Below are 13379 nucleotides of genomic sequence, written 5' to 3'. Positions count from 1 at the left end.
GACCGCGCTGCAGGGCCCATCCTGGGCCCCAGCGCTTGACGGGCATCCATGCCCGTCACCTCCCTCCGCAAGTCCTGCGTTCGGCCTCCTGAAGTCGCGCAAGTTACGGGCGGCGCCTGAACTGGCGCAGCTGTCGCTAGTTTGAACTTAATTAATCTCTAGATCGCATCGCGGGGCAAGCCCGCTCCCACGCGATAGTCGTCGTTATATAGATCTCTGTATGAGCGGGCTTGCCCCGCGAAAGGGCCGGAACAGCCAATATATAACTAATTATCAAAAACTAACTTCGCATCTCCTGCTCTTGCTCTTGCTTCTAAGCGCGCGATAGTTCAGGCACCGCCAATTGCGACTTCAGGAGGCTGAGCGGAGTTCTTGCGGAGGGAGGTGACGGCCATGGATGGCCGTCAAGCGCTGCGCCCCAGGATGGGGCGTTCAGTGCGGTCCTCCCGGGAGCAAGAACGGAGCGAGGGAACCCCGGAGCGAAGCGCAGGGGCCGGATGAACGGAGCGGAACGGTTTTGCCTACTTTTCCCACGAGAAAAGTAGGCCGCCGTAAAGGCGGAAAGGTGACTAAATGTCGATATCTCCTACGAATGTGCATGCAAAAACCAAAACAATCACCAAGGAGCCAGAGCCGGAGCCCTACCCCAAAGCCCTCTCCACAGCCCCCACCACCAAACTCTCCATCAACCCAACCCCCTCAACCTCACCCAGCCCCTTCCCCCGCAACATCCCAGGCAGCTGATTCAACAGCGTAGCCAGCACATGCCCGCTAGCCGCCAGTGCCTGCGCCCCCAACCGCGCCTGCGGCGCGATCAACCGTAAAAGCCCGGTTTCATAGCGCTCCCGCAAGCCCGCCAGGCGCACCTGCTGCTCCCCGGTGAGGCAGCAGAAATCCCGCTCGGCCAGGCGAAACTGCAACGGCCGCTCCCCATGCAACTGCCAGTGCGCGGCAATCAGGCAGGCCAGCACCGGCCGCCCTTGGGCCCGCGCCCGACGGCCCAGGTCCAGGGTGGCCTGCAACTCCTCGTACAGTTCTTCGATCAGGTCGTACAAGAGGTCCTGCTTGCTGGGAAAATGGTGATAAAGCGAGCCCGCGGTCAAGCCCACGTGCGCCGCCAGCTCACGCATGCTGACCTGGCCGAAGCCTTTCTCGGCGAACAGGGCCATGGCCCGGTCACGCCGCTCCTCGAAATTGGCGCAGCGCAGCGCCGCGTTGACCGGGGGCATGGCGCGACTCCGTCAGTAGGTGAAGAAGCCACGACCGCTCTTGCGCCCCAGGTAGCCGGCGGCAACCATCTCCTTGAGCAGCGGAGCGGGGCGGTACTTGCTGTCGTTGAAGCCCTCGTGGAAGGCCTCCATGATCGCCAGCAAGGTGTCCAGGCCCACCAGGTCGGCCAGGGCCAGCGGACCGATCGGCTGGTTGCAGCCCAGGCGCATGCCGGTGTCGATGTCCTCGGCGCTGGCCAGGCCTTCCTGGAATACGAAGATCGCCTCGTTGATCATCGGCACCAGGATCCGGTTGACCACGAAGCCTGGGCGGTTGCCGGCGGTGATCGGCGTCTTGCCGAGCTTCTCGGTGACCAGCAGCGCCTGGGCGTAGGTCGCATCGCTGGTCTGCAGGCCGCGGATGATCTCGACCAGCGCCATCATCGGCACCGGGTTGAAGAAGTGCACGCCGATGAAACGCTGCGGCTGTTCGATACTGGCCGCCAGCTGGGTGACCGACAGCGACGAGGTGTTGGTGGCGATCAGGCACTCGGCGCCGACGTTGGCGGCCACCTGCTGCAGGATGCGCTGCTTGAGGGCAAGGTTCTCGGTGGCCGCTTCGATCACCAGCTGTGCGTCTGCCAGCTGGGCATAATCGGTGCTGGTGCGGATCCGGGCCTTGGCGGCGCTGGCCTTGTCGGCGTCGATGGTGCCCTTGCCGACCTGGCGCTCGAGGTTCTTGCCCAGGGTCGCCACGCCGCGCTCCAGCGCGGCGTCGGAGACGTCCACCAGCAGGACCTGGTAGCCGGCCAGGGCGCACACCTGGGCGATGCCGTTGCCCATGGTGCCGGCGCCGATCACGGCGATGTGTTCGATGTTCATGTTGCTGACTCCTTTCAGACGCGTTCGAAGACGACGGCGATGCCTTGGCCGCCGCCGATGCACATGGTGGCCAGGGCGTAGCGGCCCTGGACGCGATGCAGTTCATGGATGGCCTTGGTGGCGATGATCGCGCCGGTGGCGCCGACCGGGTGGCCGAGGGAGATGCCCGAGCCATTGGGGTTGACCTTCTCCGGGTCGAAGCCCAGGGCGCGGGCCACGGCGCAGGCCTGGGAGGCGAAGGCTTCGTTGGACTCGATCACGTCCAGGTCGGCGACCTTCAGGCCGGCTTTTTCCAGCACCTTCTGCGTGGCCGGGATCGGGCCCAGGCCCATCAGTGCCGGTTCCACACCGGCGTGGGCGTAGGCGACGATGCGCGCCAGCGGCTTGAGGCCCTGGCGGCGCACGGCGTCACCGGTGGCCAGGACCAGGCCGGCGGCGCCATCGTTGATACTGCTGGCGTTGCCGGCGGTGACGGTGCCGTCCTTCTTGAACACCGCCTTCATGGCCGCCAGCTGTTCGGCGCTGGCGTCGCCGCGCACGTTCTCGTCCACGGCGAATTGCACGGGGCCTTTGCGGGTCTTGATCTCGATCGGCACGATCTGGCCGTCGAAGCGGCCTTCGGAGATGGCCCGGGCGGCGCGGCGCTGGCTGGTCAGGGCGACCTCGTCCTGCATCTGGCGGCTGATGCCGTGGGCCGCCGCGACGTTCTCGGCGGTGATGCCCATGTGGAAGTGCTCGAACGGGTCCTGGAGGATCCCGACCATGTAGTCGATACCCTGCAGGTCACCCATGCGCGCGCCCCAGCGGGCCTGCGGCAGCAGGTAGGGGCCGCGGCTCATGGACTCGGCGCCGGCGGCCAGGGCGATGTCGCTGTCGCCCAGCAGCAGGCCCTGGGCGGCCGAGACGATGGCCTGCAGGCCCGAGCCGCACAGGCGGTTGACGCTGAAGGCCGGGGTTTCCTTGGGAATGCCGGCGTTCATCGCCGCGACCCGGCCCAGGTAGGCGTCGCGTGGTTCGGTGGGGATCACGTTGCCCATCACCACATGGCCGATCTGCTCGGCGGCGACGCCCGAGCGCTCGATGGCGGCACGGGTCACCTGGGTGGCGAGGTCGGCCAGGGGCAGGTCCTTGAGCGAACCGCCGAAGCTGCCGATGGCCGAACGTACCGCGCTGACGACGAAGATTTCTGTGCTGCTCATGGGGGGCTCCGTTTGCGAAGGCGTGGCGGGGTGGGAGTGGCTCTGCGAGAATGGCGGCCGCACCCTCCCGGGGTGGATCGAGTCTAGGCAAAGGCACTCAGGCGGCCTATGCCGGATCTGTTCAGTCAACCTGGCATTTTTTGCCACTCAGCATAGACAGCGGACTTCTGCCATGCGCGATAGCGATACGGTCGCGGTGTACTTCCTCAATGCCATGCTTCACGCCTTGCGTGAGCGGCCACAGGCGCGCGATGCCCATCTGCGGGCGGTGGGCATCGACCCGCAGGTGCTGTCCCAGCCGCTGGCGCGGGTACCGGCCAAGGCGTTCGCCCAACTGTGGCTGGCGCTGATCGACGAACTGCACGATGAGTTCTTCCGCCTCGACAGCCATGGCATGCCCCTGGGCAGCTTCGCCCTGATCTGCCGCGGGCTGATCCAGGAGCCGACCCTGGGCAAGGCGTTGCGTCAGTGCCTGGGCAGTTTCGCCCTGTTTTTGCGCGACCTGAACGGCAGTGTCACGGTGCGCGGTGCGCGCACCGTGATCAGCGTGCAATCGAACATCGCCGACCCGCTGACCCGGGTCTATGCCGAGGAAACCTACCTGGTCCTGGTGATCGGCCTGCTGTGCTGGCTGGCCGGTCGGCGCATCGCCATCGACCGCACCGAGCTGGCCCTGGGGCGCCCGGCGCAGGAGGATGACGCGCTGCTCTGGGGGCCGGACCTGCGCCTGGGCAGCGGACGCACCGAGGTGGAGTTCGACAGCGCCTGGCTGCGCTTGCCGGTGGTGCAGGACCTGACGGCGCTGAAGGGTTTTCTGCGCAGCGCGCCGCAAGGGCTGGTGATCCGCTTTCGCAACCAGAACGGCCTGGTGGCCGAGGTCTATCGTCACCTGCGCGCCCGCCACTACGGGCAGTGGCCGACGCTCAACGCCATGGCTGAACGGCAGCGGCTCAGCGCCAGCAGCTTTCGCCGCCAGCTGGAGCGAGAAGGGCGCTCGTACCAGCAGATCAAGGACGAGGTACGCCGGGCGATGGCCTTCGAACTCTTGCGCGAAGGCCACCTGAGCATCGCCGAGATCGCCGAGCACACCGGGTTCCAGGAACCCAGCGCGTTTCACCGGGCGTTCAAGAAGTGGACCGGGCAGAGTCCGGGCAGCTATCGGGCCAAGCGCGCCTCTTCGGCATGATGGGGCGTGCTTGGTCCGCTATCGCTAAAGCGGTTCGGGCCTGAACAACGGCTTCTTCATCACGCCCTTGATCCAGACCAGCGCGATCAGCGATACCACCGCCAGCACGATCCCTGCCGTACCGAAGACCTTCAGGTTCATCTCCGGGCTGGGCGAGGCATGCCAGATCGCATACAGCATCCCGCCGATGCCGAACAGCTGCGGCAGCGGATAGAGCGGGGTGCGAAATGGCCTCGCCCGATGCGGGTAGCGCAACCGCAGGGCGATCACGTCAAGGTGCACGATGATGTACGCCAGCAGCCAGGCCAGGGCGGCGGCCAGCAGCAGCAGGTTGATCGCGGCGGCGTCCTGGCCCATCAGCAGGATCGGCAGGCCGGTGATCGCCGCCACGAACAGCACGGCCACCCAGGGCGTGCGCGCCCGCGGACTGAGCTGCTTGAACTGGGGAAACGCCTGGCCATTGCAGGCCATGCCATAGAGCATGCGCGGAATGGCCGCGAGCGAGGTGTTGAGGGTGCTGCAGGTGGCGGTCACCGCGGCGATCACCAGGAACACCTCGCCGGTCTTGCCGAACACCGTGGTGGCGAACAGGTAATGAGGCAGGGCATCGCTGCTCAGGGCTTCGCGGGGCACCAGGAACAATGCACCCAGGCCGTACAGGCCAATGGTGGCGAAGATCACGGTCAGGCCGATGATCATCGAACGCGGAATGTTGCGTTCGGGCTTGCGGGTTTCCTCCACCAGCGAGCAGACGAACTCGGCGCCGACGAAGCCCCACACGGCCATGGCGGTCAGGGCCAGCACCCCGGCGCCCATCGGATTCCACTCGCCCTGCAGCAGCGTGGTGGTGACCCCTTCGGCATGACCTTCGCTGATCGCGGCGACGCCGAGGATCAGCAGCACGATCACCATGACCACGGCCATGGCGCTCTGCAGCTTGGCGAAGATGTCGATGCCCATCAGGTTCAGGCCGGTGAACAGCGCGAGCACGCCGAAGGCCACCGAGTATTGCGGGAACACCCCGGGGTAGACCTTGGCGACGATCAGGTCGAGCAACAGCAGTTCGGCCGACAGGGCGAACATGGCCACCACCACGTAGCCGGAGAAGGTCGCCAGGATCGCCGGGAAGTGCCCCAGCGCCACCTCGGTGTAACTCGACAGGCTGCCGGCACGGGGCACCAGCAGGGCCAGTTCGGAGAAGGAAAAGGCGTAGCTCAGGGCCAGCAGGTAGGCCAGCCCCAACGGCACGATGAAGCCCAGGCCGGCGGCACCGACCCCCTGCAGCATCATCACCATCACCCCTTGCGACACCACCAGGCCCACGGCCACCGCCAGCAGCGACCCCAGCCCCAGGACCCGGCGAAAACCGGCTTGATCGTGCTGCACGCTGGCAGGCACGGACGCACTTGCACTCATGACAGTTCCCCGCTCTTTGTTGTTGTAGTTGCGCCAGATACTGGGACAGGGTGCGGGGCGGGGAAATTAGTAAATATGTGGTTGCTAGGCAGGAAAAAGCTAGGCGCTCCTCCAGAGCCCGCCAGGCCTTATTTCAGAACGTCGCCTTGACCTGCAAGCCGAATATCAGCGCATTGTCGATGTCCTTCCCGGAAAACGCTCCCGGCTCGACGATGTACTGCACATCCGGGCGTAGGTTCAGCCAAGCGGTGGCCTGGTAGCCATAGCTCAGCTCGACCAGTTGCTCGGCGCTGTCGAGGTTCGGGAAGGGTTGCCCGGCATCGACGGCCGCCTCTTCCAGCACATCGCGGCTACGTGGGTTCGCTACCGCGCGGCCATACCCCAGGGCAACGGTATCCCGTGGCCGGCTTGCGAACGGCTGGTACAGCACCACGCCAGCGCCGTACCACCGGGTGAATGGCGAGGCGGCCTTGCTCGAGGCCGAGTACTGGCCGAAGGCATGCAGGCTGCGCCCGGGCGATGCCGGGTCGTTCCACACGGCCTGATCGACCAGCAGATAATGTCCGCCACGACCGGCGACTTCCTCGCTGCTGCCGATGCGCTTCACGTTCGAGCTGTCGTAGTAGTAACCGAGCTTGTATTCGCCCGGTAGTTCACCGCGCAGCTTGTACACCAGTTCCACCGGGACCACGGTGCCGGTGGTGTGCTTGGGTCCCAGGTGCCAGGCGCGGCTGGCATTGCCGTTGCTCTCGGGGTCGACATTGAACGCCGCCAGCCGCAGTTGCCAGTCGGGCGCGAGGTCATATTTCACCCGTATGCCGAGGTGGGCGTTGGGGTAGTTGGTCCAGCCGCTGCCGCCGGACATGTTCAGCGGGTGGCCACAGAATCCGGCGTTCATGAAGTTGCACAGGATGCCGCTGTCCAGCCCGCCGAGGTCGTTGCCCATGGCCATGTAGCCGAGCTTGAGGTTGAGCGCGGGCGACAGGTTGCGCTCGTAGCTCAGTTCGGTCAGGCGGGTGTAGAGACCGCCGTAGTTTTCCTGGATCGGCAGGCGGTTGCCTACCAGGTCGTCTGAAGCGCTGTTGCCACGGCGGTCGTTGATAGTCAGCTGGACCTTGCCGCCGTTGTCCAGGCCGTACAGCTTCGACAGGTCGAACTGCACGCCCAGCTTGAGGTTCTGCGAGTAGCGGGCCGAACGGTGCAGGCCACCATGGGCGTTGTAGGCGGTCTCGCCGCTGTAGTCGCCGGTGAAGGTGATGCCGTCTGCCGCGAGCTGGTGGCGCAGGCCGCCCCAGTCGCCGGTCAGGGTATTGTCGGCGGCGAATGCAGCAGTGCTGGCGAGGGCAAGAAGCAGGGTGGGCGTGAGGCGTGAAACGGATGACATTGCGGAGTCTCGGGTTGTCTGAAAGGGCCTCATCGCCGGCAAGCCGGCTCCCACACTGAGTGCATGGACCCTGTGGGAGCCGGCTTGCCGGCGATGCAGGCGACGCGATTACGGCAGGGCGTACGCCATCACGTAGTCGCCACGGTCGGTCGACTGGCGCGCGCCGCCGGCGGTGACCACCACGTACTGCTTGCCGGTTTTCGGCGACACATAGGTCATCGGGCCGCCCTGGCTGCCGACCGGCAGGCGGGCCTTCCAGATCTCGTTGCCGTTGCCGCTGTCGTAGGCGCGCAGGTAGAAGTCCTGGGTGCCGGCGATGAACACCAGGCCGCCCTGGGTGGACAGGGTGCCGCCCAAGGTCGGCAGGCCGATCTTGATCGGCAGGTGCATGCGGATGCCCAGAGGGCCGGTGTCCTCTACGGTGCCGACCGGCACCTGCCAGGCGATCTGCCGGGTCTTCATGTCGATGGCGGTGAGGGTGCCGAACGGCGGCGCCTGGCACGGAATACCGGCCACCGACAGGAAGCGGTTCTTGTTCACCGCGTACGGCGTGCCCTTGAGCGGCACCGCGCCCATGCCGGTGTTCAGCGCCTCGCCGCCGCCTGCCGCCGCGCCCTGGTTCTGCGACGGGATCATCTGGATCCACAGGCCCAAGCGCATGTCGTTGACGAAGATGAAGCCATGCACCGGGTCGGTGGAAATGCTGCCCCAGTTCATGCCGCCCAGCGAGCCGGGGAAGCTCAGCGACAGGTCGGTGCCCGGCGCGGTGTACAGGCCGTCGTAGCGCATCTTCTTGAAGTCGATGCGGCACAGCAGTTGGTCGTACGGGGTGGCGCCCCACATGTCCGATTCGGTCAGGGTCTGCGCGCCGATCTGCGGCATGCCCACCGACTTTGGCTGGGTCGGCGAGTACGGTTCGTTAGGGATGTTGCCCGGCTTGACCGGGACTTCGTCGACCTGGGTCAGCGGCTTGCCTGTGGCGCGGTCGAGCACGTAGATCTGCCCGGCCTTGGTGCCGATCACCACGGCGGGCACGGTGCTGCCGTCGTCTTTGGTGAAGTCGATCAGGCTCGGCTGCATTGGCAGGTCGAAGTCCCAGAGATCGTTATGCACGGTCTGGTACACCCACTTTTGGTTGCCCGTGGTGGCGTCCAGGGCCAGCACCGAGGCGCCGTAGGTGTGGTCAAGCTTGTTGCGCTCGACACCGTAGATATCGGTGGACGAGGAACCCATCGGCAGGAACAGGGTGTTCATCGCCGGGTCGTACGACATCGGCGCCCAACTGTTGGGGGTGCTGCGCACGTAGGTCCGGTCGCCTTGCGGGGCTTCGCGGTCCTGCGGGTTGCCCGGGTCGAAGGCCCAGCGCTGGGCACCGGTGATCACATCGAAGCCACGGATCACGCCGCCGGGCATGTCGGTCTGTACGTTGTCGGCGACGCGGCCGCCGACCACCACGGTGGTGCCGGCCATCAGCGGTGCCGAGGACAGCTGGTAGTACGAGTCCGGTACGTTGCCCAGGCCGGCCTTGAGGTCGACCTGGCCGTTGTCGCCGAAGCCTTCGCAGAATGCGCCGGTGTCGGCATCGACCGCGATCAGGCGGGCATCGATGGTGTTGGTCAGCAGGCGGCGCTGGCAGTTGGCGCCGGCCGGCACGCTGCTCACGCTGACCGGCGTGCTGTCAGGCTGGGTCGGCTGGGCGATCGGCGCGCTGGCGTCGAAGTAGGCCAGGCCGCGGCAGCGCTGCCAGACCTTGGACTGGGCGTTGATGGCGTTTTTCCACAGTTCCTTGCCGGTGTCGGCGTCGAGGGCGATCAGGTTGTTGTGCGGGGTGCAGATGAACACCTTGTCGCCTACCTGCAGTGGGGTGAGCTGGTCTTCGGCGCCGTTGCCGTCGCTGAGGGCGACGTCACCGGTGTGGTAGGTCCAGGCCACCTTGAGCTGGTCGACGTTGCCTCGGTTGATCTGGTCCAGCGCGGCGAAGCGGCTGCCGCCCTCGGTGTTGCCGTAGTGGGCCCAGTCCTTCTGCTGCTGGCCGGGTTCCACCGGCGTCTGGCCTGGGCCCTTGCCGGTGGGGGCGACGCTGGGATGGGCGACGAACATGTTGCCGGCGGCGATCACCAGCGCCACGCCCAGCAGGCCGGCGACGCCATAGGCGCCACGCGCCGGGCGTCGGACCAGTTGCGGATACACCAGCGCCACCACCAGGCCGATGGCGGCAAACATGAACAGCCGCGAGAACAACGGCCAGAACGCCAGCCCGGTGTCGGCCACGGCCCAGATCGCGGTGCCGGCGAGGAACAGCGCGTACAGCCAGGCGCCAGCGGGCTTGCGACGGGCGATGAGGATCCCGGCAATGGCCATGGCCAGGCCGCCGACCAGGAAGTACCAGGAACCGCCCAGGCCGGCCAGCTTGACGCCGCCGGCGGCCAGGAGCAGGCCGAGCAGGGCGATGACGACGCCCAGTCCGACCAGGATGAAGGTTGAGGCGCCGGAGGCGCGGGGTGAGTCTTTCATGCCAGGGATCTCGCAGGTGGAATGCGAGAAGTTTAAGCCCTTAGCAAGCTAATTAACAAGTTAGTACATTTTGATTTGTGGCCGATTGTCGCAATTAGAGCAGGCGATTAACCGTCCACGTGGGAGCGGGCTTGCCCCGCGATGAGGCCAGTCGCTACAACCAGGTTGGCTGGGGGACGCCATCGCGGGCCAAGCCCGCTCCCACGCAGCGCGCGCCAAAACCAGAATGAACTCAGGCCTGCAACCCTTCCATCAAACAGCGCAGCGCCCCCTTCACCCGCTCCGCCGCCGCTTGCGGATCGTCTTGGGCAATCACCCACATGCCGCTGTCGCCCATCGCGCCATTGATCAGGTGGGCCATGGCCACGGCGTCGAAGGCGCGCAGCCTGCCGGCCTGCTGCAACTCCACCAGCCCTTGGGCCATGGGCCCGATGTAGCTGGCTTCCTCCAGTTCGCGCAGCCGAGGGCCGAGCACCCCGGGGGCGTCTTGCAGCAGGATGCGGCGCAGGGCCGGCTCGTGCAGCAGGTCGTAGTAGTACAGGCAGGTGTCGATATAGCCCTCCCACGGGTCGTCATGAGTGGCGTAGCGGGCATCGATCGCCTGGTTGATCTCCTCGAGCAGGTGCTGCACCACAGCGGTGAACAGCCCAGCCTTGCCGCCAAAATGGTGGTGCAAGGCCCCGCGGGTGAGGTCGGCCTCGGCGCACAGTTCATCCATCACCACGGCGGCAAAGCCCTTTTCGGCGAACTGGTGGCGGGCGACGGCGATCAGCCGTTCGGTGGTGTCCGCGCTCATGGCGGCGCGGCTGCGGCGAGGGGTGGGCATGGAGGGCTCCGGGTAAAAAACGATGGCTGCAAATTAGCATACGTTGCGTATGTCAATAAATGGCATTAGCATACGCGGCGTATGTCAATTGGAGATGGCTACCGTGACTGCCCTCGCTTCACCCAAGAATGTTGCCTGGCTGGGCGAGCTGCCTGGCCTGTTGCGCCTGGCGCTGCCGCTGGTGCTGGGCCTGTCGGCGGCCGAACTGATCAGCCTGACCGATACCGTGCTGCTGGCCTCGCTGGGCACCGTGGTACTGGCCTGTGTCGCGCTGACCAGCAGCGCCGGGCTGATCTTCCATGCCGGGCTGTACGGCATGCTCGCCACCCTCAGCGTGCGCGTCGGCCATGCCCATGGCGCCGACGACCCCGGCGCCGTGGCACGCACGCTGCGTGCCGGGCTGGGTTATGGCCTGCTGGTGGGTATCCTCGGCTGCCTGGCGATGCTGGCCTGCCTGCCCTTGGTGCAATGGTTGGGCGTACCGCTGCCCGACGTGGCGCTGCTGACGCCGTACTGGCAGGCCATGGCGGTATTCCTGATCCCGTACTGCCTGGCGGTGGTGTTCAAGGACGTGCTGGAAGCCATCGGCCGGCCCTGGGTGGGCGTGCTGCTGGTGATGAGCGCGGTGTTGTTCAACATTCCGCTGAGCTATGGGCTGATCCACGGCCATTTCGGCTTGCCGGCGCTGGGCCTGCTGGGGGCGGGTATCGCCAGTGTGATCGCCGAATCGCTGGCGGTGCTGCTGGCCCTGGCTTACTGGCGCCTGGCGCCCTCGCTGGCGAGTTACCGTCAGGCTGCCCAAGGGGCACGATTGACCTGGCGCACGCTGTTGGGCGAGGGTTGGCCGCTGGGCCTGGGGTATCTTGCCGAGGCCGGCGCGGTGGTGATCGCTGCCTGGATGCTCGGCTGGCTGGGCAATGCGGCCCTGGCGGCCAACCAGGTGGTGCAGTCGATCGGCGCGCTGCTGTACATGCTGCCGCTGGGCATGGCGGCGGCGGTCAGCATCCGCATCAGCCAGGCCCAGGGCCGCGGCGAGACGGCACGCATCCGCGCCATCGGCAGCGCCACCTTTGCCAGCGTCACTGCCTGGATGCTGGTGGCCACCGTGCTGCTGGCGCTGTTCGGGCGCTCCATCGCCGAGGCCATGAGCGACGACCCGCAGGTAATCGCCATCGCCGTGCCGATGTTCGTGGTGGTCGCGGCCATGCAGGTGGCCGATGGTCTGCAGTCCACCGCGCTGGGCGCCTTGCGCGGCCTGCAGGACTATCGCTGGCCGGTGGGCGTGACCCTGGTCAGCTACTGGCTGCTGGCGCTGCCACTGAGCTACTGGCTGGCCTTGCACTCCTCGCTGGGCGCGGTGGGCGTCTGGGTCGGCTTCGCCTGCGGCCTGACCGTGGCGGCGGTGCTGCTGCCGTGGCGGTTCTATCGCCTGCAGGCAACGCCCGCCACGGCGGTACTGGCTCAGCCCTGATAGAACACCGCCAGCCATACCGTCGCCACGCCGGGCTCGGTCCATTCCACCCGGTGGCGGCAACCGGGCGGGATGCCCAGATGGTCGCCGGGGCGCAGCACGCGGGTATGTGGCTCGTGCTCCAGGCGCAGCCCGGCGCTGCCGCTGAGCACGACCACCCATTCGCCCTCGGCCTGGTCGTACCAGAACCCCGGCGGGCTGTACTGGCCGCTGGAGACGATACGCTCGATGCGCAGGCCCGGGCGCCGGAGCAGGTCGGTGAACTGCTCGTCGGCGTCGGGCGCGAGCGGCGGCAGGGCGCTGAACAGGTTGTCGGGCATGGGCGTCTCGCGTGGTTGATTCCAGTCGGTGATTGTAGGAAGGTTTTGGCCTTTGCCCCCTGGAAGATTGACGATGGACAAGCTGCTGGCTCTGAAGGTGTTCATGGCCACCGCCGAGGCCGGCGGCTTTTCCGCCGCCGCGCGCAGGCTCGGGGTGGCGACCTCCTCGGTGACCCGCCAGGTCGACGCCCTGGAACTCGAGCTGGGGGCCAGCCTGCTCAACCGCTCGACCCGCCAGGTCAGCCTGACCGAAGCCGGCGCCAGCTACTACCAGCGGGCCCGCGAGATTCTCGAGGCCCTGGCCGAGGCCGACGCCAGTGTCGCCGACCGCGGCGAAGAGCCGGTCGGCGTGTTGCGCCTGTGCCTGCCGGTGGAGTTCGGTCGCCGGGTCATCGCTCCGCACCTGGGCGCGTTCCTCGCCCGTTACCCGGCACTGGAGCTGGACATCGACCTGAGCGACCGCTTTGACGACCTGCTCGATGGCCGCTACGACCTGAGCATCCGCCTTGGCGAGCCGGCGCCCAGTGATGAACTGGTGTGTCGCCCGCTGGGGCGCTTCGAGCGCTGGTTGGTGGCCAGCCCGGCATACCTGCGCCAGCAGCCGGTGCTCAGCGAGCCGCAGCAACTGGCCGCGTGCGCCTGCCTGCGTTTTCGCTACGGCCAATCGGCGCGGCCGTGGCGGCTAAGCCTGGGCGAGCAGCGCCTGGAACTGGACGTCAGCGGCCCGTTGCGCAGCGCCAACGCCGACCTCTTGCGTGAGGCGGCCATTGCCGGCAGCGGCGTGGCGCTGCTGGCCGACTGGCTGGTGCGCGAGGATGTCGAGGCCGGGCGCCTGCAGCGGCTGTTCGCCGACTGGACGGTGAGCCCGGGGGCGGCCAGCGCCAGCATCAACGCCCTGTACCTGCCCAACCACCGTGGCTCGCGCCGGGTGATGGCGTTCGTCGCCTTCTGCGAGGGGTTGCTGGCTGGCTGA

At 67.0% G+C, this 13379-nt stretch carries 11 protein-coding genes; 3 read left to right on the top strand and 8 right to left on the bottom strand.

Features of this window, described 5'->3' with window-relative positions; translation table 11 throughout:
* Nucleotides 1-641 precede the first annotated feature (641 nt).
* The 3 genes from AC25MA_RS23785 to AC25MA_RS23775 are packed head-to-tail and all read right to left on the bottom strand — an operon-like array spanning nucleotide 642 to nucleotide 3289.
* A complete protein-coding gene (locus AC25MA_RS23785; protein ID WP_247283187.1) occupies nucleotides 642-1229 on the bottom strand; it encodes a TetR/AcrR family transcriptional regulator in 588 nt (195 codons plus the stop codon).
* Between the two features lie 12 nt (nucleotides 1230-1241).
* Complete coding sequence (locus AC25MA_RS23780) at nucleotides 1242-2090, bottom strand: 3-hydroxybutyryl-CoA dehydrogenase (RefSeq protein WP_028690700.1); 849 nt, start codon at nucleotides 2088-2090, stop codon at nucleotides 1242-1244.
* 14 nt (nucleotides 2091-2104) lie between these two features.
* On the bottom strand, nucleotides 2105-3289 hold the full coding sequence (locus AC25MA_RS23775; protein WP_486972455.1) for an acetyl-CoA C-acyltransferase family protein: 1185 nt from the start codon (nucleotides 3287-3289) through the stop codon (nucleotides 2105-2107).
* A 172-nt stretch (nucleotides 3290-3461) separates the two neighbouring features.
* On the opposite strand from AC25MA_RS23775, the gene AC25MA_RS23770 reads away from it, so the two are divergent.
* Nucleotides 3462-4475, top strand: coding sequence for an AraC family transcriptional regulator (locus AC25MA_RS23770; protein ID WP_028690702.1), 1014 nt, complete (start codon nucleotides 3462-3464; stop codon nucleotides 4473-4475).
* Nucleotides 4476-4499: 24 nt separating this feature from the next.
* On the opposite strand, the gene AC25MA_RS23765 is transcribed toward AC25MA_RS23770, so the two are convergent.
* The 4 genes from AC25MA_RS23765 to AC25MA_RS23750 form a co-directional block, all read right to left on the bottom strand.
* Nucleotides 4500-5891, bottom strand: coding sequence for an APC family permease (locus tag AC25MA_RS23765; RefSeq protein ID WP_036986111.1), 1392 nt, complete (start codon nucleotides 5889-5891; stop codon nucleotides 4500-4502).
* A 133-nt stretch (nucleotides 5892-6024) separates the two neighbouring features.
* Entirely contained in the window at nucleotides 6025-7275 is a 1251-nt protein-coding gene (locus tag AC25MA_RS23760; RefSeq protein ID WP_069017631.1) for a carbohydrate porin, read from the bottom strand.
* Nucleotides 7276-7383: 108 nt separating this feature from the next.
* On the bottom strand, nucleotides 7384-9789 hold the full coding sequence (locus AC25MA_RS23755; protein WP_069017630.1) for a glucose/quinate/shikimate family membrane-bound PQQ-dependent dehydrogenase: 2406 nt from the start codon (nucleotides 9787-9789) through the stop codon (nucleotides 7384-7386).
* A gap of 232 nt (nucleotides 9790-10021) precedes the next feature.
* Nucleotides 10022-10615 carry a TetR/AcrR family transcriptional regulator gene (locus AC25MA_RS23750; RefSeq protein ID WP_197866330.1) on the bottom strand — a complete coding sequence of 198 codons (594 nt, stop codon included), beginning with the start codon at nucleotides 10613-10615 and terminating at the stop codon, nucleotides 10022-10024.
* 103 nt (nucleotides 10616-10718) lie between these two features.
* On the opposite strand from AC25MA_RS23750, the gene AC25MA_RS23745 reads away from it, so the two are divergent.
* A complete protein-coding gene (locus tag AC25MA_RS23745) occupies nucleotides 10719-12086 on the top strand; it encodes an MATE family efflux transporter (protein WP_186595726.1) in 1368 nt (455 codons plus the stop codon).
* Here AC25MA_RS23745 and AC25MA_RS23740 read toward each other — a convergent pair.
* Nucleotides 12077-12406: a cupin domain-containing protein gene (locus tag AC25MA_RS23740; RefSeq protein ID WP_486972454.1), complete on the bottom strand. Its 330-nt coding sequence runs from the start codon at nucleotides 12404-12406 to the stop codon at nucleotides 12077-12079. The genes AC25MA_RS23745 and AC25MA_RS23740 overlap by 10 nt on opposite strands.
* 73 nt (nucleotides 12407-12479) lie before the next feature.
* On the opposite strand from AC25MA_RS23740, the gene AC25MA_RS23735 reads away from it, so the two are divergent.
* Nucleotides 12480-13379 (top strand): LysR family transcriptional regulator, encoded by a 900-nt coding sequence (locus AC25MA_RS23735; RefSeq protein ID WP_028690709.1) that lies wholly within the window; start codon nucleotides 12480-12482, stop codon nucleotides 13377-13379.

The organism is Pseudomonas sp. P65(2024) (assembly GCF_057480955.1).
Note: the sequence above shows the minus strand (reverse complement) of the source record. Positions and strands in the feature narration are given on the sequence as shown.

Coding starts and splice junctions, on each gene's coding strand:
- AC25MA_RS23750 (WP_197866330.1), bottom strand. CDS start 10,615: ATGCCCACCCCTCGCCGCAGCCGCGCCGCCATGAGCGCGGACACCACC.
- AC25MA_RS23770 (WP_028690702.1), top strand. CDS start 3,462: ATGCGCGATAGCGATACGGTCGCGGTGTACTTCCTCAATGCCATGCTT.
- AC25MA_RS23780 (WP_028690700.1), bottom strand. CDS start 2,090: ATGAACATCGAACACATCGCCGTGATCGGCGCCGGCACCATGGGCAAC.
- AC25MA_RS23785 (WP_247283187.1), bottom strand. CDS start 1,229: ATGCCCCCGGTCAACGCGGCGCTGCGCTGCGCCAATTTCGAGGAGCGG.
- AC25MA_RS23775 (WP_486972455.1), bottom strand. CDS start 3,289: ATGAGCAGCACAGAAATCTTCGTCGTCAGCGCGGTACGTTCGGCCATC.
- AC25MA_RS23755 (WP_069017630.1), bottom strand. CDS start 9,789: ATGAAAGACTCACCCCGCGCCTCCGGCGCCTCAACCTTCATCCTGGTC.
- AC25MA_RS23760 (WP_069017631.1), bottom strand. CDS start 7,275: ATGTCATCCGTTTCACGCCTCACGCCCACCCTGCTTCTTGCCCTCGCC.
- AC25MA_RS23765 (WP_036986111.1), bottom strand. CDS start 5,891: ATGAGTGCAAGTGCGTCCGTGCCTGCCAGCGTGCAGCACGATCAAGCC.
- AC25MA_RS23740 (WP_486972454.1), bottom strand. CDS start 12,406: ATGCCCGACAACCTGTTCAGCGCCCTGCCGCCGCTCGCGCCCGACGCC.
- AC25MA_RS23735 (WP_028690709.1), top strand. CDS start 12,480: ATGGACAAGCTGCTGGCTCTGAAGGTGTTCATGGCCACCGCCGAGGCC.